Below are 19,660 nucleotides of genomic sequence, written 5' to 3' on the forward strand. Positions count from 1 at the left end.
CGGATCCGCCCCATCAGTACGGCGCCGTCGGCGTGTCACCCCCCGCGTTCGCAGTCAGGACGGCGAAACTGGACTTCTCACGTAGTCAGCCAGTTAGAAGGAAGGGGCCCACGATGTTCGGACGTCGCCGTCGCACCGCACCCGTCATTGTCGCGCCCGTCGCGCCCTCCATTCCCGAGCTCAGCAACGCCCAGGTCTTCGAGCACCTGCACGCCGCGCTCGGCGAGCTCGTCGGCGCGGAGGGTGCCTGGACCCTCGTGCCGCGTCAGGCCGACGACACCGACATGATCTTCCACGGCCTCAAGGCCCACCAGATCGCGGCCTCGCTCACCGAGCTGCTCGCCACCGAGACCATCCGCCTGCGCACCGAGGAAACGGCCGCGCCCGCGAACATCGCCGAACCGCGCACCGACACTCCCGCCGACGGCATCACCGCGGTGGACACCGGGGCGGTCCTGGTCTCCTCCGGCGCCGAACCCACTGCTCTGCCGTGGAACCCCGCCCCGATCTCGGTGTGGGCGGAACAGCACGACGGCGCCCGTACGACATCCCGCCTGGTCGCCTAGCCCCACCAGCGCAACCGGCGGCACCGGCGGCGTGTGAGGATAATCTCCATGCCGCAACACATCGAGGACTACGCCCTTCTGAGCGACTGCCACTCCGCCGCCCTGGTCGGCCGGGACGGCAGCATCGACTGGCTGTGCCTGCCCCGGTACGACTCCGCCTCCATGTTCGGGGCGCTGCTCGGCGCCGAAGACCAGGGCCGCTGGCTCCTGGCCCCGGCCGATCCGGCGGCCACGTCCACCCGGTCCTATGTCGGCGAGAGCTTCATCCTCCGCACGGTCTGGACCACCCGGACCGGCTCCGTCGAGGTGACTGAGTTCATGCCGCACGGCGACGGCCGCGCCGACGTCGTACGCACCGTGCGTGGCCTCTCCGGCAGCGTCGAGATGGTGCAGGACCTGCGCCTGCGCTTCAACTACGGCGAAACGGTGCCGTGGGTGCGCCAACTCCGCCACGAGAAGACCGCCGGCATCATCGCCGTGGCCGGCCCCGACGCCGTCGTGGTGCGCGGGCCCGCCCTGCGCGCCGCCGACCACCGGCACGCCGGCCGGTTCACCGTCTCCGTGCACGAGAGCCTCACGGTGCAACTCACCTGGTATGCCTCGCACCTACCGCTGCCGGCGGCCCTGGACGTGCCGCTCGCCTACGACAGCACGGCTGACTGGTGGGCGGAGTGGGCCGACAGCTGCACGCATGAGGGCCCATTCCGGGACGCTGTCGTGCGGTCGCTGCTGGTCTTGCGGGCGCTGACCCACGAGGCCACCGGAGGCATCGTCGCCGCGGCCACGACCTCGCTGCCGGAACTGGTCGGCGGCAGCCGCAACTGGGACTACCGGTACGTATGGCTGCGCGACGCGTCGCTCACCCTGTCCGTGCTGCTGTCGCACGGGTACGAGGTCGAAGCCGAGGACTGGCGGGGATGGTTGCTGCGCGCCATTGCCGGCGACCCGAACGACCTCCAGATCATGTACGGCCTGGCCGGGGAGCGGCACCTGCCGGAGCGGGAACTGACCAGCCTGCCCGGCCACCGGGGCTCCGCGCCCGTGCGGGTCGGCAACGGCGCTGTCGCCCAGTTCCAGTCCGACGTCGTCGGCGAGGTGATGGTGGCCCTGCACGAGGCCCGCGGCGCCGGCGTGGAGGAGACCGAGTTCTCTTGGCCGCTGCAGCTCGCCCTGATGACGTACCTGGAGGCTAACTGGCGCCGCCCCGACCAGGGCATCTGGGAGGTGCGCGGGAAGGCCCGCGAGTTCACCCACTCCCGCGTCATGGTCTGGGCGGCCTTCGACCGGGCGGTGCGCGGTGTCACCGAGTACGGCCTTCCCGGGCCCGTCGACCGCTGGCGGAAGACCAGGGACGAGGTGCGCCTTGACATCGAGAAGCGCGGCTACAACGCGGCCCGCGGGTGTTACACCCAGTACTTCGGCGGCGACGAGGTGGACGCATCCCTGCTCGTTCTGCCGCAGGTGGGATTCTTGGCCGCCGACGACCCGCGCATGCTGGGCACCGTCGCGGCCATCGAATCCGACCTGCTGCGCGAGGGCCTCGTGCTGCGCTACGCCAGCCGGGCGTCGCTGGACGGCCTCGACCCGGGCGAGCATCCGTTCCTGGCCTGCTCGTTCTGGCTGGTCGAGCAGTACGCGGCGTCCGGCCGCACCGATGACGCCCTCACGTTGATGCATCGCCTGGTGGGGCTGGCCAACGACGTCGGCCTCCTGGCGGAGGAGTACGACGTGGCGGGCGGGCACCACGCCGGCAACACGCCCCAGGCCCTCTCCCATCTGACCCTGGTGCGTGCCGCCGATGCGCTGGTCGCGGCCGCGGCGCGGCAAGCCGTGGCCTGAGGGATTGTCAGGACGAACTGGTGCGGTTACGGGTGGCCAGCCCGTAGATGAGCAGAACGACGATCGAACCCAGGATGGCGATCACCCAGGTGCGCAGGTCGAAGAACGAGCCCATATCGACGTTGAAGAGCAACCCGGCGATCCAGCCGCCCAGGAGCGCCCCGATCACGCCGAGGAGCAGGGTCACGAACCAGCCGCCGCCCTGCTTGCCGGGCAGGATCAGCTTGGCGATCGCGCCCGCCAGCAGACCGAGGAGGAGAAAACCGAAGAATCCCATGGTGACAGCCTTCCGTTGTCCCGGCGTCGGTGGACTCGCCGGCCGGCTGCGCTGATTCTAAATCCGTCGTCCCCGGTCCGATAGGCGCGTCCAGCGGTGCCGGAATCGAGCCAGCCGGGCGGCCCGCAAACTTCACCCGGATTCTTTGTAGGTATTCCACTGCGCGCCCCCGGTGCCGAATTCTAGATTGAAGACCATGACAGCCCGCCCCAGCACTCCCCCGTCCGGTACCACCCCGTCCAGCGCCACCCCCTCCGGCACCGCCACGTCCGGCACCGCCACGTCCGGCACCGCCCCGTCCAGCACCGGCCGCACCGCGCGCGCCGCGCGCACGGGCCGGCTGAGCGTGCGCGACCTCGCGCAGATCGCCATCTTTGCCGCCGTCATCGCCGCGTTGGGCTTCCCCGGGGCGATCTCCCTCGGTGCCAGCACGGTGCCGATCACGTTCCAGACCCTTGGTGTGATGCTGGCCGGCGCGATCCTCGGTGCCCGCAAGGGGTTCCTCGCGGTGCTGCTGCTGCTCGCCCTCGCGGCCGCCGGCCTGCCGCTGTTGTCCGGCGGCCGCGGTGGACTGGTCTGGTTCACCACCTCCCCCGCAGCCGGCTACCCGTACGGCTGGCTGCTGGGCGTCGTCGTCATCGGCGCCCTCACCGCCTGGCTCCTGCCCCGGTACCCGTTCTGGCCCGCCCTGGGCGCCACCGTGCTGGGCGGCATCGTCGCCGTCTACCTGATCGGGGTGCCCGTCACCGCGATCAACCTGGGCCTGCCGCTGTGGGCGGCCGCCCTGGACAGCGTCAAGTTCCTGCCCGGCGACCTGGTCAAGGTGGTCGTGACGGTGCTCGTGGCCAAGCAGGTGCACAAGGCGTACCCCGGCCTCATCCCCACGCGCCGCCCGGCATCGCTGGCCCGGCCGGTCGCCGACCCCGGGGCACAGGCGTGACCGCTGCCGGCATCCGTTTCGAGGCCGTCTCGCACGGCTTCGACGACCAGCCGGTGCTCAACGGCATCGACCTGCACCTCACCGAACGCCGTATCGGCATCGTCGGCGCGAACGGCAGCGGCAAGTCCACCCTGGCCCGCATGATCAACGGCCTCGTCACGCCCACGAGCGGCACCGTCACCGTGAACGGCCTCGACGTGCGAAAGAACGCCAAGCTCGTGCGGCGCGAGGTGGGCTTCATCTTCACCAACCCCGACAACCAGATCGTCATGCCCACCGTGCAGGAAGACGTGGCGTTCACCCTGCGCCGCCGAGGCCTGGACGCCGCCGAGATCGCTGCCCGCACGGCCGCGGCGCTCGAGCAGTTCGGCCTCACCGCGCTGGCCGACCGCCCCGCTCACCGGCTCTCCGGCGGCCAGAAGCAACTGCTCGCCCTGGCCGCGGTCCTCGTCGGCGGGCCCAGCATCGTCGTGGCCGACGAGCCGACCACCCTGCTGGATGCCCGCAACACCCGCCTGATCACCGGACTGCTCGTCTCGCTGACCCAGCAGGTGATCGTGGTGACCCACGACCTCGAGGTCCTCGACGGCTTCGACCGGGTGCTCGTCATCGACGAAGGCACGGTGGTGGCGGATGACGTTCCGGCGGCGGCCCTCAGCGCCTACCTGAGCCTGCTGGCATGATCGGCCTGTACCGCCCCGGCACCTCCCTGCTGCACCGCTCGCCGGCGCTGCTCAAACTGGCCGTGCTGATGCTCGGGATGGTGCTGGTCGGGTTCGTGGCCGACCCGCTCGTCCTCGCGGGTGAGCTGGTCGTCGTGGTGCTGCTCTATGCCGTCGCCGGCATTCCGCCCACAGCGGCCTGGCCGCAGATCGGCCCGGTCCTGTGGATCCTCGTCTTCGCCGTGCCGGTGCAGGTGCTCGTCGCCGGGGGCTCGGTGGCCGGCTGGACCACCGCGGGCCTGATGGCCGGCCGGCTGGTGGTGGCCGTGGCCCTCGCCGCCCTGTTCACGCTCACGACCACCGTCACCGCGGTGCTGGAGGCGTTCCAGATCCTGCTGCATCCCTTCCGGCGCTGGGTCGACACCGACCGGGTGGGCCTGCTCGTCGCCCTGACCATCCGCTGCATCCCCCTGGTGGCCGAGATCGTGCGGGAAGTGCTCGATGCCCGGCGCGCACGCGGCGCGCAGGGCTCCGTGGTCGCGTTGGCCGTTCCGGTGGTCGTACGCTCGTTGTACGCCGCCGATGCGATCGGAGAGGCACTCGCCGCACGCGGATTGGACGACTGACATTTCCTCCCCCGAGACGCCGACGACTCCCCGGCCCGCCTCCCGACTGCGCACCCGCATCGCCGTCGCCGGCTGGAGCGCCCTTATCGCCCTGGTCCTCGGGGTCATCGCGCTCCTGGTCTGGACGCAGCTCGTCATGCCCGCCGACCGGTCGGCGGCCCAGGCCGTCTTCGACAATCCCGCCGTCACGGTGACAGACACGCCGGACTCCGTGGTCATCACCCCGGTCGAGGGAACGACCATCGCCGGCCTGGTGTTCATCCCCGGCGCCAAGGTAGACCCGTACGCGTACCTCGCCACGCTGGCCGGGACCGCGGAAGCCTCCGGGCTGACGGTGGTGATCACCAAGCCGACCCTCAACCTTGCCTTCTTCGATCAACGGCCCCTGGCCACCTTCACAGCCGCCGCCCCGGATGTGACGGCCTGGTTCGTGGGCGGCCACTCGCTCGGCGGGGTGCGCGCCTGCATGCTCGCCGACGACGCCCGGGCGGACGGCACCCCGGTGTCCGGCCTGGTGTTGTTCGCCAGCTACTGCGCCTCGGCCGTCGACGACGACCTGGCCGTGCTGAGCATCAGCGGCAGCGACGACGGCCTCAGCACCCCGGCCAAGATCCAGGACACGGCCGGCCTGCTGCCGGCCGACAGCACCTTCGTGCAGATCGAGGGCGCCAACCACGCCGCGTTCGGCGCCTATGGCGCGCAGCCCGGCGACGGCATCGCCACGATCACGCCGGCCGAGATGGAACAGGCCATCACCGACGCTCTCGGGCAGTTCGTCGCGGAGCGTTTCACGCAGTCGGAGTAACCCGCGGGACCTTGGGGCTCTTGTCGCCCGTCGGGTGGCGGTCCAGTATGGCCGGTGTCGGCCAACGCCGCCCCGACCAAGGAGGATTCATGCGCGCTCGCGTCGTCTATGACACCAGGTACGGCAACACCCGCACCATTGCGGAGGTGATTGCGTCAGAGTTGGGTCGCGACGCCGCCACCCTCAACGTCGCCCACGTCACGGCGGAGAGCCTCCGCGGCGTGGACGTGCTCGTGGTGGGCTGCCCGATCAACGGGTGGCGGCCGACCGCGAAGATGCACGAGTTCCTGGGCGAGCTGACGCCGGGCTCGCTCGATGGGGTACGCGCCGCCGCGTTCGACACCCGGATCAAGCTCTTCATCCACGGTGATGCCGCGGGCAAGATCTCGCAGGCCCTGCAGCGGGCCGGCGCCACCATTGTCGCGAAGCCGCAGGGGTTCATCGTGGAGGGCACCGAGGGTCCGCTGGCCCCGGGCCAGACCGACAGGGCCGGCGCCTGGGCGGCGTTCGTCGGCGCCGAGCTTCGCGCCAGCGCCTGACACGCGAAACGGCCCGCGCCGAAGCACGGGCCGTTCACGATGAGGCAGTCGCTTACTTGGTGAGCGAGTCGACGTACTCCTGGTTGTCTTCGATCCACTTCTCGACGATGGGGCCGTAGTCCTGGCCGTCGTAGTCCACGAACATCGCGGTCTCGAGCGAGGTCAGCTGCTCGAGGTCGAGCGTGAAGTTGCCGAGCCACTCGGTGGCCTGCGGGAAGTCGGTGGAGAAGTCCTTCTTGCCGTAAGCGTGGATCGTCTCCGCGACGCCGAGGGTGCCCTCGGGGTCTTCGAGGTTCTTCAGGTCGAACGATCCGTACGCCCAGTGCGGCTCCCACAGGGTCACGGCGATGTTCTCGCCGGACTTCTCGGCTGCGGTCAGCTCGGTGAGCATCGCGGCGGTCGAGGAGGTCTGGTAATCCATGTCCTCGAGGCCGTAGGTGGGGATGGTGTTGTCGGTGACGGCCTCGGTGAGTCCGGCGCCGGGCTCGATGCCCACGAGGCGGTTGTCGAACAGGTCGGCGTTCTCGGCCAGCTCCGCGATCGAGTCGATCGGGGCATCCGCGTTCACGGCGATGGTGTTCTTGGCCTCGTCGTTCCAGGCCGAGATCTCGGTGATGTCGTCGCCGTATTCCTTGATGTACGAGGCGTGGGTGTTCGGCAGCCAGACGTCGAGGTTGAGGTCGTAGTCACCGGTGGAGAGTCCGGCGTAGACCGGGGCGACATCGGCGTACTCGAGTTCGACGTTGTAGCCCTTCTCGTCGAGGATGGCCTTCCACAGTTCGGAGGCCACGATGCCCTCGTCCCAACCGTTGAACACGGCGATGGTGAGGTCCTTGTTGTCGGAGTTGCCGTCGCCGACGGTCTCGGCTTCGGCCGCGGCGCAGCCGGAGAAGGCGAGGAGTCCGACGGCGCCCAGGGCGAGGACGTTGAGTGAACGGTTCTTCATGTGTTCCTTTCGTGCCGCCGGTGAGGCGGCGGGCGGTGCAGGGTGGTGATGTGCAGGGCGGTGAGGTTCAGGAGCCGACGAGCACGCCGGGCCGTTTGTTGGCCTCGATCCCAGCGTCGGTGTCGGATGCACCGGTGGCGGACACATCCGCCGGCGTCGGCTGCACGGGCGTGCCGCGGTGCTTGCGGGCAGCGCGGAAACGGCCGATCGGGGTATTGCCGCCGCCGAGCGCCGCGGTGATGCGGTCGAGGAAGATGGCGAGGATCACCACGGAGAGGCCGGCTTCGAAGCCGAGCGACACGTCGATGCGGTTCAGGCTGGCGACCACCTGCTGGCCGAGGCCACCGGCGCCGACCATGCCGGCGATGACGACCATCGACAGCGACAGCATGATGACCTGGTTGATGCCGGCCATGATGGTGGGCATCGCCAGGGGCAGCTGGATCTGGCGGAGGATGCGCCACGGCGAGGCGCCGAAGGCCTGGCCGGCCTCGACGACCTCGTGGTCGACGCTGCGGATGCCCAGCTCGGTCAGGCGCACACCGGGGGCCATGGCGAAGATGATCGTGGCCACGATCCCGGGCACGACACCGACGCGGAACAGGATCAGCGCGGGGATCAGGTAGACGAAGGCCGGCATGGTCTGCATGAAGTCGAGGATGGGCCGGATGATGCCGGACGCCAGGCTGAACTTGGCCGACAGGATGCCCAGCGGCACGCTGAACAAGATCGCCAGGATGCTCGCGACGAGGACCAGGGCGAGGGAGTCCATCGCGTTCTCCCACTGGTCCACGCCCACGATCACGACGAGGCCGATGACCGTGCCCACGGCGAACTTCCAGCCGCGGATCATCAGGCCCAGCAGGCCGGCGACGACGATGATCACCCAGAACGGCGGGGTCGCCAGGGCGAGGTCGACGAGGTCGTAGGCGCCGCTGAAGATGGCGCGCACGAAGTCGAAGAAGAACCCGAAGGTGTCGGTGATGAAGTCGATGAAGGAATCGGCCCAGCTACCCAGCGGGATGCGGAAGTCGGTGTCGGCTGCAAAGCTCACGGCTGTACTCCTTCCGGCGCGGTTTCGCGCAGGGTTTCGGTGATGATGCTCATCGAGATGGTGGCCGGCGGTTCGATGACCGGCAGCTCGCCCGTGCCGGTGCTGACGTTGCCGAGCGCGGCCAGCAGGGTGACCCGTGGGATGACGCCGAGGAGCCGGTTGCGGTCGTCGACCACGGCGATCGGCAGGTCGCTCTCCACGGCCAGCTCGACCAGGTCGACCAGGGCGGTGTCGGCGGACACTGCGGTGGCCGTCAGGATGATGGCCTGCAGGTCGCTATCGCCGGCCTTGACCTGCTTGAGCACGTCACGGTCGCGGACGACCCCGGCGAAGCTGCGGTCGCGGCGCAACACGAAGGTGGCCGAGGTCTGCAGGTCACGCATGGTGCGGAGCGCGGCACGCGGGCCGGCGGACACGGTCACGACCGACCGGGCCGGTTCCATTACGCTGCCGGCGGTGAGCACGCGGGCCCGGTCGACATCCTGCACGAACTGGGCCACGTAGTCGTTGGCCGGGTCGGTGAGGATCTCCTCCGGGGTGCCGATCTGCACGATCCGGCCGTCGCGCATGACCGCGATGCGGTCGCCGAGGAACATCGCCTCGTTGAGGTCGTGCGTGATGAAAATGATGGTCTTGCCGAGCTCGGCCTGCAGCTCGATCAGTTGTTCCTGCATCTCGCGGCGGATCAGCGGGTCGAGGGCGGAGAACGCCTCGTCCATCAGGAGCACGTCGGTGTCTGCGGCCAGGGCGCGGCCGAGGCCGACGCGCTGCTGCATGCCACCGGACAGCTCGGAGGGCAGGTTGTCTGCCCAACCGTCCAGGCCGACCAGGCGGATGATGGTGCGCGCCTTGGCCAGGCGCTCGGCGCGGGGCATGCCCTGCACCTCGAGGCCGTATGCGACGTTGTCGATCACGGTGCGGTGCGGCAGCAGCGCGAAGTGCTGGAAGACCATCGAGATGCTCTGGCGGCGGACGTCCCGCAGCTTCGCGGCCGGGATGCCGGTGATGGTGGTGCCGCCGACGCTGACCGAGCCGGAGGTGGCTTCGAGCAGGCCGTTGAGCATGCGGATCAGGGTGGACTTGCCCGAGCCGGACAGGCCCATCACCACGAAGATCTCGCCGCGCTTGACCTCGAACGAGGCGTCGATGACGGCGGCCGTTCCCAGGTGCGCGAGCTCGTCACGGCTGGCGCCGCCCTGGAGCTTCTTGACGATGTCGTGCGGACGTCGACCGAAGGCCTTGTAGAGTTTGTCGGCCTTGACGGCGATTCCGGGTTCTCCGGCTGTGGCGGATTCTGCTGTGCTGTTCTGTTCCGCCTCGGGGGCGGATTCGTCTGCCTTAACGGCGATGATTTCGGTCACGGATTCTCCGGAGCACGCCGAATAGACCGCCTGCGCGGTCGGGAGGGTGGCTCGCTGTGTCGGACGGGTAGGCCGCGACCGGCCTCAACACCGTCAAAACGGTGGGGGCAGGAGCGACCATGGGGTCACATCCGTCGGGGCCTCACCGTACGTCCGCTGGCCCACGTCTGGCTGGGGGCTGCGCGTTCGCGTCCTGGTGAAGGGTCGTAAGACCGTCATCGAGCCTAACACGCCGTTTGTCCGCCGGCTCCCCGAACGGAGGCTGCCTCCCGCATCCGGCCGTCCAATAAGTGCCGGTCAGAAGCGGATATGGATGGTGCCCAGGTCGGGGTCGTGCGCCCGGCGAGCGCGGCGCGGCGATGCATCCCCGACCAGAAATGCAAGGAAGGCGTACGTTCACAGTTGCGGGCCCATCTTCACCCCGGCGGTTCCGTTGGTTTCACTGGCGAAAGGACGAGTGCGCTCGATGGACGGCTGGAGCATTGCACGCCGGCTTCTCCTGGCCCACTGCGTGTTCATCAGCGTGCTGACGGTCCTGGTGGGCACCGCGGTGTACGTCGATGCCCGCGACCGTGGCTATTCGGCGATGGCGGACCGGATGATGTCCGTGGCGGTGTCGATCGCCGACAGCCCGTTGGTCGTGACCGCCGCCCAGTCGTCCGATCCGACCGCCGCCCTGCAGTCGTACACCCTCGCCGTGAGCGAGCAAGCCGATGTCGACACCCTGTCCATCATGAGCCCGTCCGGAGTCCGCTGGACCCACCCGGATGCCACCCAGATCGGTGACGTCCAGACGCTCGGGACGGCGCGCGCCGCCGCGGGGGCCTCCTTCACCGAGGTCACCTCCGGTGACAGGGGGCCGATGGTGCGCGCCGTAGTCCCCATCCTCGATCCCGACGCCACCGTCGTGGGCATCGTCGCCGCCGGGGTGGAGACGAGCACCGTGCAAACCGTGCTCGACGCGCGCCTGCCCGCCGTCCTCGCACTGGCGCTGACCCTGATACTGGCCGGGTCGGTGGCCATCTGGTTCCTCGGCCGGTACCTGAACCGGGTCACACTGGGCTGGGGACCCGAAGCGTTGGCGCGAAACTTCCTCCTCAACGATTCCGTGCTGCATTCCGTGCGGGACGGCCTGCTGCTCGTGGACCGCAAAGGCGACCTGGTCTACTACAACGACCAGGCCGCGCGGCTGCTCGGCCTCCCGCCCCGGCACGGTCCGCGCGGCGGGCCGCGTTCCCCTACCATCGCGCGGCTCGACTTGCCGGCCGGACTCTCCGAGCTGCTCCGCAGCGGACGCCCGGTGCAGGACGAGGTGTTCCGCACCGACACCCGGGTGCTGGTGGTGACCCAGGAACCCGCGATGCCGAGCCCCACCCGGGTGCGGAACCGCGCGGCCCTCCGCACCCTGGTCACCATCCGCGATCACACCGATGTCGACCTGGAGCCCGAACCGACCCGGCCATCGACGCCGTTGAGTTCGGAGACCTGACTTCCCGGCCCCACCGGGTCTGTCCTTGCCACGGCGGCGCCGGCCACGATGGTCCGGCCACGATGGGCCGGTCACGATGGGCCGGTTAGAGTGGGAAACCAGGGAAGGGTGGGCCATGGTTTCGCCACGGGAACACGGTGTGGCGCCCGCGAAGGCCGACGTGCCCGCCGCGCGTCACACCCTGGGCATCCTCTCGCATCTGGCCGCCCAACGCGGGCCCGTGCCGGCCTCGACCATCGCGCAGGCGCTCGGCCTCCCCCGGTCCACGGTCTACCGGCTGCTCGGGGTGCTGACCGAGCTCGGCTTCGTGCTGCACTACCCCGAGGCCCGGCGGTACGGCATCGGGCTGGCCGCCTTCGAGCTGAGCAGCGGATTCTCCCGGCAGGAACCGCTGGCCCGGCTGGGCCGGCCCATCCTGGCCGCCCTGGTCGACAAGATCGGCGAGAGCGCCCACCTGGCCGTGTTGCACGGCCGCGACGTGATCTACCTCGTCGAGGAGCGCGCGCCCCGCCGGCCGGCCCTGGTGACGGATGTCGGGGTGCGGCTGCCCAGCCATCTCACGGCCAGCGGGCGGGCGCTGCTGGCCACGCTCCCCGCGTCGCAACTGCGGGCCCTGTTTCCCGATCCGGCGGCGTTCGTGCAACGCTCCAGCGGCGGCGCCGAGCACCCGGCTGGCACGCCCACCAGCTACCGCGAGCTCAGCCGACTCCTGGCCGAGGTGCGCACGCAGGGGTATGCGGCCGAGGACGGCGACGTCACCGAGGGCATCGCATCCGTCGCCGTGGCCGTGCGGGACCACAGCGGCTGGCCCGCCGCCGGCATCGCCGTGACCTTCGCCCGCGCCAGTGTGCCGCCCGAGCGGTGGCCGGAACTGGCCGCCGCCGTGGAGCACGCGGCGGTCGAGCTGGGCCGCCGGATCAGCGGCCGCGCCGGGTAGTGCGAACTATTTTCGGGTTTCGGTGAACCTTCGAGGCCGCCGTCTCGTTGTTCAGGGTGGATGAGCGTCATCCGAACCGACCATGAACGAGGGTGACATGCAGAAGAAGACGAAGACCGGGCTGTGGATTGCGGGCGGAGCCGTCGTGGTCATCGGCGGCGCTGCCCTGGTGTGGGGACCCTCGATCTACGCCGGCTACGCCAACGGCGTCGCGGAGGCCGCACCCACCATCGCGGCCAGCACACCGGACTCGACCGGCGCGGCCTCCACCGGTACGGACTCCACCGGTACGACCACAGCGGTGAACCCCGACGACCTGTCCGGCAGCTGGGCTGTGGCCGCGGACTCGTTCGCGGGCTACCGCGTCGACGAGGTGCTGCAGGGCCAGGACGTGACCGTGACCGGTCGCACCGAGGAGGTCTCCGGTGACCTCACGGTGGAGAACCTCTCCCTCACCGCGGCCACGATCACCGTGGACGTCGCGAGCATCGCCACCGACGAGAGCGCCAGGGACTCCTACTTCCGCGACTCCGCGATGGAGGCCGGGGACTTCCCCACCGCCACCTTCACCCTCACCGAACCCGTGACCCTCGAAGCCCCGCAGGCCGGGGTGGCCCAGACGGTCACCGCCACCGGCGAGCTCACCCTGCACGGGGAGACGCAGCCGGTCTCCGTCGAACTGCAGGCCGCCCTCACCGACACCGGCGGCCAGGCCGTCGGCAGCATCCCGATCACCTTCAGCGACTACGGCGTGGACGCGCCGAACCTCGGCTTCGTGTCGGTCGAGGACGAGGGCTCCGTCGAGTTCTCCCTGAACCTCGCGCAGAATTGACTCAACGGCCGGACCGGGAGGTGAACGTGGCAGAACCGCAAGCGGAGCTCCTGCGGGCACTGCACGACGCCCACGGCCCGGCCCTCTTCCGCTACGTCGTGCGCCTGACCGGGGATTACGGTTTCGCGCAGGACGTGGTGCAGGAGGCGCTGCTGCGTGCCTGGAAGCGCCCCGCGCTGCTGGACCGGGACGATGAGGCCGCCCGCGCGTGGCTGTTCACCGTGGCCCGCAACATCGTCATCGACGACCGGCGGAGCGCCCGCTACGCCCGGGAGATCAGCACCGACGCCCTGCCCGAGAAGGCCACCGCGGACGCCACCGAGGCCGTGTTGGACCGCTGGCTGCTCACGGATGCCCTCACCACGCTCTCGCCCGAACACCGCACGGTGCTGGTGAGCGCGTACTACCTCGGCCAGTCGATAACCGAGATCGCCCGCCGCGAACAGGTGCCGGAGGGCACCGTCAAGTCGCGCCTGCACTACGCCCTGCGAGCGATGCGGCTCGCCCTACAGGAAAGAGGGGTCACCGAATGACCTCCACCCCCGACCGTTTCCGCGAGTGGGACGCCGCCTACGTGCTCGGCGCGCTCAGCGCGGAGGATCGGCGCGACTTCGAACGTCACCTGCAGACCTGCCCGGCCTGCGCCGGCGCTGTCGCCGAACTCGCCGGGCTGCCCGGCATCCTCAGTGCCCTGCCCGTCGCGGAGGCCGTCGCCATCGCCGACGCTGGTCCGGCCGGCTCGACCGACGCCGACGCGCACCTCCGCACGGCGTTGCACCAGCCGGGGCTCGTGCAGCGGCTGGCCGGCGCGGCCGTGAAGCGCACCCGGCGCACCCGCATCCGCCTGGCCGTCGGCGCCATCGCGGCCGCGGCCGTCATCGCGCTCGGCGGCGGGCTGCTCGGGGTTGCCCTCACCGGTACTCCCGCGCTGCAGGCCGGACCGGCACCCACCACCACCGAACCGCCGGCCTCGAGTGCGCCCGGCTCCGTGACCCAGGTCGTGAACATGGAGCCGATGGAGGCCGACGCGCTCACCGCCGCGCTCACCATCACCGAAACGGACTGGGGCACCCGGTTCGACTGGTCCTGCGTGTATCTCAACGAACTCTGGAAGGACAACGGGCCCCAGGACTACGACATGGTCATGACCGACCGGTCCGGCGCCTCCACCGTGCTCGCGACCTGGACGGCGACAAGCCCGAGCACGGAGAACCTTGCCGCGTCGACCGAGGTGAGCCGCGACCAGATCCAGAGCATCGAGATCCGGGCGAGCCGGAGCGGAACCCCACTCGCGCACACGGACCTTTAAGGACACGGACCTCTAAAGACACGGACCTCTAAGGACACGGACCTCTAGCGGACACCCACCTGTCGCGCACCCGGACCGGCGCTCAGCCGGTCAGCGGCAACAGCGTGCGCGCGGCCTGGTCCCGCACCGCCGCCGACACGGCGTCCAGCAGCGGCGACGACAGATTCCAGCGTTGCCAGTACAGCGGCACGTCCAGCGGATGCGCCGCCGCCAGCTCTACCAGGCGACCGTCGGCGATCTCGGCCGCACACTGCTGCTCGGGCAGCACGCCCCAGCCCAGCCCGAGCAGCACCGCCCGGGCGAAGTCGTTCGAGGCGGGGATGACGTGCCGGGGCGCGGCTCCCGGGCGCCCGGCGCGGGCACGCAGGAACGCATCCTGCAGGTCGTCGTTGCGGTCAAACGTGACCACGGGTGCCTCCGACAGCGTGGCCGCGCCGCCCGCCAGCCAGCGGGCGACGACGCCGGGGGTGGCGACGGCGCGGTAGCGCATCCGGCCGAGCGGTTCGGTGACGCAGCCCTGGATGGGGTCCCGGCTGGAGGTGACCGCCGCCATGACGGCCCCGGAGCGCAGCAGCGAGGTGGTGTGCTCCTGATCCTCCCGGTGCAGGTCGAAGGCGAGGTTGTGTTCGTCGGCCACGGCGGCGAGCGCGCCGAGGAACCAGGTGGCCAGGCTGTCGGCGTTCACGGCGAGGGAGATCGGCACCGCCCCGCCGGCCGGACCGCCCTCCTGCAGCGAACGCAGGGTGTCGGCCTCGAGCAACTCCACTTGGCGCGCATAGCGCAGCACGACGCTCCCGGCCGGGGTGAGGGTCACCGGCGTGGTGCGCTGCACCAGGACCCGGCCGGCGGACTGCTCCATGGCCTTGACGCGTTGGGAGACCGCGGACGCGGTGATGTGCAGGCGACGGGCCGCCTTCTCGAAGGTGCCATCCTCGATCAGGGCGCGCAGGGTGCTGAGCTGGTCGAGTGTGAATCGCTGCATAAGCTCAGCTTACGCATCATCAGGAACTGTAGCTGGACTGGATATGCGGCAGTGCCTACCGTGGAGAGATGAGCCCCGCGACCACCCTCCTGCCCGCCCTCCTCGGGCTTCTCACCGGGCTCTCGCTCATCGTCGCGATCGGCGCCCAGAACGCCTTCGTGTTGCGGGTGGGCATCGAGGGCCGCAACCGGGTGATCATTCCCGTCGTCGTCATCTGCGCCCTCTCGGACGCGGTGCTCATCCTCGCGGGTGTGCTCGGCATGGGAGCACTGGTGCGGACGGCGCCGGCGGCCATGGTGGTGGTGCGCATCCTCGGGGCCCTGTTCCTGATCGGCTACGGCCTGTGGGCGGCGCGGCGCGCCATCCGGCCCGGCGCTCTCGTCCTATCGGAGGACCCGGAGCCGCCCCCGTCCGGCACGACAGTCACCACCCTGCGGGCCGGCACGAGAACCGGCACCCGGCTCGCGGTCACCACGGTCCTGGCCCTCACCTGGCTCAACCCGCACGTCTACCTGGACACCGTGGTGTTCCTCGGCGCCGTCGCCTCGCAGCAGGTCGCCGACGAGCGCTGGTGGTGGGCGGGCGGAGCCATGCTGGGCAGCCTGCTCTGGTTCGCCGGCCTCGGCTTCGGCGCCCGGCTGCTGCGCCCGGTCTTCGCCCGGCCCGGCGCCTGGCGGGTGCTCGACGCCCTCATCGCCGTGGTCATGATCGTCCTCGGCCTACGGTTGGCCTTCGACCTCTAGCGGTGGCACCGGGCACGACTGGTCGGCCCGGCGCTCGCACGGCGGTAGGCCGCCGCTCAGGCGTCGTCCGGATCGGCCACGTCGTCGGGGACATGGGTGAGGATGTCCCCCGGCTGGCAGCCCAGAACGGTACAGATCGCGTCGAGGGTCGAAAACCGCACCGCCTTCGCTCGCCCGTTCTTCAGGATCGACACATTGGCCACGGCCAGGCCGATGCCGGCGGCCAGGTCGGTCACCGACATCTTCTTCTTGGCCAGTTCCACGTCGAGGTTGATCACGATGGCCATCAGACGACCTCGGCGAGTTCGCTGCGCAGCTGGATGGCGGCGTGCAGGAGCCGGCGCATCACCCCGACGAGCAGGGCGAGGGCGGCGCTCGCCCCGGTTGCGGCGGCGGCGAGAAGCGCGAGCGGCCAGCCCGCCGCATCCGGCTCGCCGAGCTGAACGATCACGACGGCGATCACCCCGCCGAACGCGACAGCCGCCCCGGCCAGGAGCGCCCCGATCGCCGCATTCACCCAGGTGTCGGCCGCGGCGCGTTCGTCGAAGATCGTCTCGCCCTGCACCATTGCCACGAGCATCCAGACGCTGATCAGCACGACCTCCACGGCCAGCCCGCCGGCGAGGACGAGCACCACGAGAATCGTGGCCAGCGCACCGTCCGGGGCCGCCCTGGCAATCGTGCCCGACGCGACCTGAGCGGCGAGCGACGCCGCGAACAAGAGCGCCAGGAGAATCCGAAGCGTGAGCAGAACCGTTCGAGACATGACGCCCCTCCCTGTCGAAAATCCATTTGTATCGAATAACGTGCAATTCATATCGTTTTTCGATATGTTAACGCTCGTCAGGTTACAGCAATCGCGTTCGGACGGCCAGCAGGCCGCACCGACACGCTCGACAGGAGGAGTTCGAATGACTCAGCACACCGCACCATCCACGCCGGAATTCGCGATCTGGACGGCGTACTTCGAGGCGAACCTCGCCCGCCACGACAGGTTGGATGCCCTGATCCCGTGGGACTCGGTCAGCCCGCTCCCGGCCGCCGACCTCGCCGCCATCGCCAGGTCGCTGCAGCGGTTCGAACTCGGGGAGAGCGGCGACGGCCGGGGGCTGCTGTCCAAGGCCCGCCGACGGAACCACCACGGCTATGACTGGGCGTTGCGATTGTTCGTCACCGAGGAGCAGAAGCACTCTGCACTGTTCCGGGCGGCGCTTGAGCGTTTCGGCACGGAGCCGCTCAGCGCGCACTGGACCGACGGCGCCTTCGTCGCGCTCCGTCGCATGCTGGGCCTCCGCACCGAGGTGGCCCTGTTCCTCATCGTCGAGACCGTGGCGATGGAGTACTTCGCCGCGCTCGGACGCTGCGCCGACCCGGTGGTGCAGGGAGTGGCGCGGCGCATCCTCACCGACGAGGTCGAGCACGTGCGCTTCCAGATCGACCAATTGCGGATGGGCTTCGAGCGCACGCCCCGCCCGGCCCGCCTGCTCGCCGCCTCGGCGGCCTGGATGCTCGCGGTGGGCACCGCCACGGTGCTGGCCATCGACCACGGGCCGGCGATGCGCGCCTGCGGTCTCTCGCCTGCGGTCTTCTGGCATCGGGCGCTGCGCCACTTCGGCCGGGCACTCCCCCTCGCGTTCCGGTTGAACCGGGAGGAAACGCCGTTCGGTCCCAGTGTCATGCCCAGCGGGGAGCGGCTGGGCCGGGTCGGCCGGGTTCCGGCACGCGTGTAGCCGGCCCGGGCCGCCGGAACCGGGTGTAGCGGGCCCGGTCCCGGCGGTACGCTTACCCCGTGCTTTCCAAGGACCTGATCCGCCTCTATCCCGAGCTGTACCACGCGGCAGCGGATGGGGCGTGGCCGGCCATCGAGCGGCACGGGCTGCTCAGCATCGCCTCGCTCGTCACGCGCTGGGGTGTGCGGCAGGGGGCTCCCCAGGCCGCGATCCTCACCAAGCGGCGTGGGGAGTCGATCGAGTTGACGCATCCGGACTACGGCACCGCCGTCATCCGGCACCAGAAGGCGATGCACGAGGCCTCGCTCGCCGCCGCGCTCGAGGACCTGTCCCCCAGCGAGTGGTACGCGATGCTGAACGACCGGGTGTTCTTCTTCCTGCAAAAGGCACGCCTCGACGAACTCCTCGCCGCGCGGCTGTACCGGGACGACGCCCACACCGTGATCACGGTGGACACCCGCAGCCTGGTGGCCGCGCACGAGGACGACATCGAGCTCACGACAGTGAACACCGGCTTCGCCCAGCGCTTCAGTGCCGAGCCACGCGGCCGGGACAGCTTCCAGTCCATCGCCGAGTTCACGCATCCGACCCGGGCGCACGCGTCGACCAAGGTGGTGGATGTGGCCGAACTCGCGGTGTACCGCGGGGTGCGCGACATCACCAAGCACGTCAAGCGGGTCGAACGCGTCCGCGACGGCACGGTCCTCGAGCGCTTCGTCTAGCCTGCGCCGCAGTTCTCCCGCACAACTGTTCCCCGTGCGGACAAATGCACCCGGCACACCGGGTGCATTTGTCCGTTTTGGGAACAGTTAGGCGGCGGGCGCGGGCGTCGCCTCGAGGCCGTTGCGGCGGGCGACCTCGCCGAGCCAGCTGGCGCTGGGCTTGGGGGTGCGGGCGAAGGTCTGCTTGTCCCATTCGATCAGGCCGAAGGTGGGTGCGAAGCCGGAGGCCCACTCGTAGTTGTCCAGCGCCGACCAGTGCAGGTAGCCGAGCAGGGTGATGCCGTCGTCGATGCACGAGTGCAGCCCCTCGAGGGCGCCCTGGGTGTAGGCGATCCGGCGGCTGTCGTCCGCGGTGGCGATGCCGTTCTCGGTGACCATCACGGGCACGTGGTCGGTGAGCTCCCAGGCGGCGCGCACGCCGATGCCGGCGGCAGGCGGGAAGAACTCCCAGCCCGTGAGGGTGGTCTCCACGCCCTCGGCGACGGGCCGGGGACCCTCGGGGCCGATGAAGGTGCGGGTGTAGGCCTGCACGCCGATGAAGTCGTCACCCTTCACGGTCTCCAGGTACCAGTCCTCGCGCGGGTAGGCGTACTCGGCGAGTTTCTCGTCCGCGCCCTCCTCGTCCACGGCCACGAAGGCCTGGGTGGCGATGGTCCAGCCGGTCTTCAGCCCGTTCACCTGCGACAGCACCTCGCGGGAGCGCTGGTGCGAGAGCAGCAGCGCATCCGCCACCTGCAGGTCGGGGTCGGGCAGGCCGTGCGCCACCAGGTTGGCGGCGTCCTCCCCGCCGGCGAGCATCGCGGCGATGTTGGGCTCGTTGATGGTGCACACGTAGTTGACGCCCTCGGCCACGACGGGCAGGGCGAGTTCGGTGTAGTGGGCGAACAGGTCCGCGGCGTCCTTGGCGCGCCAGAAGCCGTCGTTCTCGAACCAGCGCGGCACGGTGAAGTGCATCAAGGTCACGACGGGTTCGATGCCGAACTCGTGGCAGGTGTCGACCATCCGGCGGTAGTGGTCGATGGCCGAGCGGGAGGTGAAGCCGCGCTCGGGCTCGATGCGGGCCCACTCGATGCTGAACCGGTAGGTGTCCAGCCCCAGGTCGGCGAGCAGCTTGATGTCCTCGCGGTAGCGGTGGAAGCTGTCGGCGGCGTCACCGGAGGGTTCGACCATGGTCGTGCCCTTGGCGTGTTCCTTGGGCCACCAGTTGCTGTTGACGTTGTTGCCCTCGATCTGGTGGGCGGCCGTGGCGGCGCCCCACAGGAAGCCATCGGGGAAAGTGAGCATGGAGGATCTCCTTGGGT

At 70.1% G+C, this 19,660-nt stretch carries 23 protein-coding genes; 15 read left to right on the forward strand and 8 right to left on the reverse strand.

Annotation, left to right across the window (positions count from 1 at the left end):
* The first annotated feature begins 113 nt into the window (after positions 1 to 113).
* Together ACU5E9_RS05750 and ACU5E9_RS05755 are read left to right on the forward strand one after the other, a co-directional pair.
* A complete protein-coding gene (locus ACU5E9_RS05750) occupies positions 114 to 566 on the forward strand; it encodes a hypothetical protein (protein WP_456812657.1) in 453 nt (150 codons plus the stop codon).
* Positions 567 to 614: 48 nt separating this feature from the next.
* A complete protein-coding gene (locus ACU5E9_RS05755; protein WP_456812658.1) occupies positions 615 to 2,405 on the forward strand; it encodes a glycoside hydrolase family 15 protein in 1,791 nt (596 codons plus the stop codon).
* A gap of 7 nt (positions 2,406 to 2,412) precedes the next feature.
* Here the strand turns inward: ACU5E9_RS05755 and ACU5E9_RS05760 are convergent, their stop codons facing one another.
* A complete protein-coding gene (locus tag ACU5E9_RS05760; protein ID WP_456812659.1) occupies positions 2,413 to 2,682 on the reverse strand; it encodes a GlsB/YeaQ/YmgE family stress response membrane protein in 270 nt (89 codons plus the stop codon).
* Positions 2,683 to 2,878: 196 nt separating this feature from the next.
* Between ACU5E9_RS05760 and ACU5E9_RS05765 the strand changes: the two genes are divergently transcribed.
* The 5 genes from ACU5E9_RS05765 to ACU5E9_RS05785 all read left to right on the forward strand — a co-directional run bounded on the left by ACU5E9_RS05765 (position 2,879) and on the right by ACU5E9_RS05785 (position 6,254).
* Positions 2,879 to 3,622 (forward strand): biotin transporter BioY, encoded by a 744-nt coding sequence (locus ACU5E9_RS05765; RefSeq protein ID WP_456812660.1) that lies wholly within the window; start codon positions 2,879 to 2,881, stop codon positions 3,620 to 3,622.
* Complete coding sequence (locus ACU5E9_RS05770; RefSeq protein WP_456812661.1) at positions 3,619 to 4,305, forward strand: energy-coupling factor ABC transporter ATP-binding protein; 687 nt, start codon at positions 3,619 to 3,621, stop codon at positions 4,303 to 4,305. The genes ACU5E9_RS05765 and ACU5E9_RS05770 overlap by 4 nt, the downstream gene beginning before the upstream one ends.
* Positions 4,302 to 4,910, forward strand: coding sequence for a CbiQ family ECF transporter T component (locus tag ACU5E9_RS05775; RefSeq protein WP_456812662.1), 609 nt, complete (start codon positions 4,302 to 4,304; stop codon positions 4,908 to 4,910). Before ACU5E9_RS05770 ends, ACU5E9_RS05775 begins: the two co-directional genes overlap by 4 nt.
* Positions 4,867 to 5,715: an alpha/beta hydrolase gene (locus ACU5E9_RS05780; protein WP_456812663.1), complete on the forward strand. Its 849-nt coding sequence runs from the start codon at positions 4,867 to 4,869 to the stop codon at positions 5,713 to 5,715. Before ACU5E9_RS05775 ends, ACU5E9_RS05780 begins: the two co-directional genes overlap by 44 nt.
* Before the next feature lie 89 nt (positions 5,716 to 5,804).
* On the forward strand, positions 5,805 to 6,254 hold the full coding sequence (locus ACU5E9_RS05785) for a flavodoxin family protein (protein ID WP_456812664.1): 450 nt from the start codon (positions 5,805 to 5,807) through the stop codon (positions 6,252 to 6,254).
* 52 nt (positions 6,255 to 6,306) lie between these two features.
* On the opposite strand, the gene ACU5E9_RS05790 is transcribed toward ACU5E9_RS05785, so the two are convergent.
* From ACU5E9_RS05790 to ACU5E9_RS05800, 3 genes are all read right to left on the reverse strand, one after another.
* A complete protein-coding gene (locus ACU5E9_RS05790) occupies positions 6,307 to 7,200 on the reverse strand; it encodes a glycine betaine ABC transporter substrate-binding protein (RefSeq protein ID WP_456812665.1) in 894 nt (297 codons plus the stop codon).
* A 67-nt stretch (positions 7,201 to 7,267) separates the two neighbouring features.
* Positions 7,268 to 8,254, reverse strand: coding sequence for an ABC transporter permease (locus tag ACU5E9_RS05795; RefSeq protein ID WP_456812666.1), 987 nt, complete (start codon positions 8,252 to 8,254; stop codon positions 7,268 to 7,270).
* Positions 8,251 to 9,522, reverse strand: a complete 1,272-nt coding sequence (locus ACU5E9_RS05800) for a quaternary amine ABC transporter ATP-binding protein (protein WP_456813503.1) — start codon at positions 9,520 to 9,522, stop codon at positions 8,251 to 8,253. Before ACU5E9_RS05800 ends, ACU5E9_RS05795 begins: the two co-directional genes overlap by 4 nt.
* Positions 9,523 to 10,081: 559 nt before the next feature.
* Here ACU5E9_RS05800 and ACU5E9_RS05805 point away from each other — a divergent pair.
* From ACU5E9_RS05805 to ACU5E9_RS05825, 5 genes are all read left to right on the forward strand, one after another.
* Positions 10,082 to 11,104 (forward strand): PAS domain-containing protein, encoded by a 1,023-nt coding sequence (locus ACU5E9_RS05805; protein ID WP_456812667.1) that lies wholly within the window; start codon positions 10,082 to 10,084, stop codon positions 11,102 to 11,104.
* Between the two features lie 115 nt (positions 11,105 to 11,219).
* Positions 11,220 to 12,041, forward strand: coding sequence for an IclR family transcriptional regulator (locus tag ACU5E9_RS05810; protein WP_456812668.1), 822 nt, complete (start codon positions 11,220 to 11,222; stop codon positions 12,039 to 12,041).
* Positions 12,042 to 12,138: 97 nt separating this feature from the next.
* Positions 12,139 to 12,873 carry a YceI family protein gene (locus ACU5E9_RS05815; protein ID WP_456812669.1) on the forward strand — a complete coding sequence of 245 codons (735 nt, stop codon included), beginning with the start codon at positions 12,139 to 12,141 and terminating at the stop codon, positions 12,871 to 12,873.
* A gap of 26 nt (positions 12,874 to 12,899) precedes the next feature.
* Complete coding sequence (locus ACU5E9_RS05820; RefSeq protein WP_456812670.1) at positions 12,900 to 13,406, forward strand: sigma-70 family RNA polymerase sigma factor; 507 nt, start codon at positions 12,900 to 12,902, stop codon at positions 13,404 to 13,406.
* Positions 13,403 to 14,182, forward strand: coding sequence for an anti-sigma factor family protein (locus ACU5E9_RS05825; RefSeq protein WP_456812671.1), 780 nt, complete (start codon positions 13,403 to 13,405; stop codon positions 14,180 to 14,182). Before ACU5E9_RS05820 ends, ACU5E9_RS05825 begins: the two co-directional genes overlap by 4 nt.
* A gap of 82 nt (positions 14,183 to 14,264) precedes the next feature.
* Here ACU5E9_RS05825 and ACU5E9_RS05830 read toward each other — a convergent pair whose 3' ends face one another.
* Positions 14,265 to 15,164 (reverse strand): LysR family transcriptional regulator ArgP, encoded by a 900-nt coding sequence (locus ACU5E9_RS05830; RefSeq protein ID WP_456812672.1) that lies wholly within the window; start codon positions 15,162 to 15,164, stop codon positions 14,265 to 14,267.
* Between the two features lie 68 nt (positions 15,165 to 15,232).
* Here ACU5E9_RS05830 and ACU5E9_RS05835 point away from each other — a divergent pair, with 68 nt between their 5' ends.
* Positions 15,233 to 15,907: a LysE/ArgO family amino acid transporter gene (locus tag ACU5E9_RS05835; protein ID WP_456812673.1), complete on the forward strand. Its 675-nt coding sequence runs from the start codon at positions 15,233 to 15,235 to the stop codon at positions 15,905 to 15,907.
* Positions 15,908 to 15,963: 56 nt separating this feature from the next.
* On the opposite strand, the gene ACU5E9_RS05840 is transcribed toward ACU5E9_RS05835, so the two are convergent.
* Entirely contained in the window at positions 15,964 to 16,194 is a 231-nt protein-coding gene (locus ACU5E9_RS05840) for a helix-turn-helix domain-containing protein (RefSeq protein WP_456812674.1), read from the reverse strand.
* Positions 16,194 to 16,673 carry a DUF2975 domain-containing protein gene (locus ACU5E9_RS05845; protein ID WP_456812675.1) on the reverse strand — a complete coding sequence of 160 codons (480 nt, stop codon included), beginning with the start codon at positions 16,671 to 16,673 and terminating at the stop codon, positions 16,194 to 16,196. The genes ACU5E9_RS05840 and ACU5E9_RS05845 overlap by 1 nt, the downstream gene beginning before the upstream one ends.
* A gap of 145 nt (positions 16,674 to 16,818) precedes the next feature.
* On the opposite strand from ACU5E9_RS05845, the gene ACU5E9_RS05850 reads away from it, so the two are divergent.
* On the forward strand, positions 16,819 to 17,637 hold the full coding sequence (locus tag ACU5E9_RS05850) for a ferritin-like domain-containing protein (RefSeq protein ID WP_456812676.1): 819 nt from the start codon (positions 16,819 to 16,821) through the stop codon (positions 17,635 to 17,637).
* 59 nt (positions 17,638 to 17,696) lie between these two features.
* Positions 17,697 to 18,359 carry a DUF7002 family protein gene (locus tag ACU5E9_RS05855; RefSeq protein ID WP_456812677.1) on the forward strand — a complete coding sequence of 221 codons (663 nt, stop codon included), beginning with the start codon at positions 17,697 to 17,699 and terminating at the stop codon, positions 18,357 to 18,359.
* 87 nt (positions 18,360 to 18,446) lie between these two features.
* On the opposite strand, the gene ACU5E9_RS05860 is transcribed toward ACU5E9_RS05855, so the two are convergent.
* Positions 18,447 to 19,643, reverse strand: a complete 1,197-nt coding sequence (locus tag ACU5E9_RS05860) for a glycoside hydrolase family 1 protein (protein ID WP_456812678.1) — start codon at positions 19,641 to 19,643, stop codon at positions 18,447 to 18,449.
* Between the last annotated feature and the right edge of the window lie 17 nt (positions 19,644 to 19,660).

This window comes from Cryobacterium sp. AP23, assembly GCF_054075385.1.

Bases quoted from the DNA above. Each gene is read 5' to 3' on its own strand.
- ACU5E9_RS05860 (WP_456812678.1), bottom strand. From the start codon at position 19,643: ATGCTCACTTTCCCCGATGGCTTCCTGTGGGGCGCCGCCACGGCCGCC.
- ACU5E9_RS05805 (WP_456812667.1), top strand. From the start codon at position 10,082: ATGGACGGCTGGAGCATTGCACGCCGGCTTCTCCTGGCCCACTGCGTG.
- ACU5E9_RS05765 (WP_456812660.1), top strand. From the start codon at position 2,879: ATGACAGCCCGCCCCAGCACTCCCCCGTCCGGTACCACCCCGTCCAGC.
- ACU5E9_RS05775 (WP_456812662.1), top strand. From the start codon at position 4,302: ATGATCGGCCTGTACCGCCCCGGCACCTCCCTGCTGCACCGCTCGCCG.
- ACU5E9_RS05780 (WP_456812663.1), top strand. From the start codon at position 4,867: ATGCGATCGGAGAGGCACTCGCCGCACGCGGATTGGACGACTGACATT.
- ACU5E9_RS05755 (WP_456812658.1), top strand. From the start codon at position 615: ATGCCGCAACACATCGAGGACTACGCCCTTCTGAGCGACTGCCACTCC.
- ACU5E9_RS05845 (WP_456812675.1), bottom strand. From the start codon at position 16,673: ATGTCTCGAACGGTTCTGCTCACGCTTCGGATTCTCCTGGCGCTCTTG.
- ACU5E9_RS05825 (WP_456812671.1), top strand. From the start codon at position 13,403: ATGACCTCCACCCCCGACCGTTTCCGCGAGTGGGACGCCGCCTACGTG.
- ACU5E9_RS05810 (WP_456812668.1), top strand. From the start codon at position 11,220: ATGGTTTCGCCACGGGAACACGGTGTGGCGCCCGCGAAGGCCGACGTG.
- ACU5E9_RS05830 (WP_456812672.1), bottom strand. From the start codon at position 15,164: ATGCAGCGATTCACACTCGACCAGCTCAGCACCCTGCGCGCCCTGATC.
- ACU5E9_RS05840 (WP_456812674.1), bottom strand. From the start codon at position 16,194: ATGGCCATCGTGATCAACCTCGACGTGGAACTGGCCAAGAAGAAGATG.
- ACU5E9_RS05760 (WP_456812659.1), bottom strand. From the start codon at position 2,682: ATGGGATTCTTCGGTTTTCTCCTCCTCGGTCTGCTGGCGGGCGCGATC.
- ACU5E9_RS05835 (WP_456812673.1), top strand. From the start codon at position 15,233: ATGAGCCCCGCGACCACCCTCCTGCCCGCCCTCCTCGGGCTTCTCACC.
- ACU5E9_RS05785 (WP_456812664.1), top strand. From the start codon at position 5,805: ATGCGCGCTCGCGTCGTCTATGACACCAGGTACGGCAACACCCGCACC.
- ACU5E9_RS05750 (WP_456812657.1), top strand. From the start codon at position 114: ATGTTCGGACGTCGCCGTCGCACCGCACCCGTCATTGTCGCGCCCGTC.
- ACU5E9_RS05815 (WP_456812669.1), top strand. From the start codon at position 12,139: ATGCAGAAGAAGACGAAGACCGGGCTGTGGATTGCGGGCGGAGCCGTC.
- ACU5E9_RS05850 (WP_456812676.1), top strand. From the start codon at position 16,819: ATGACTCAGCACACCGCACCATCCACGCCGGAATTCGCGATCTGGACG.
- ACU5E9_RS05790 (WP_456812665.1), bottom strand. From the start codon at position 7,200: ATGAAGAACCGTTCACTCAACGTCCTCGCCCTGGGCGCCGTCGGACTC.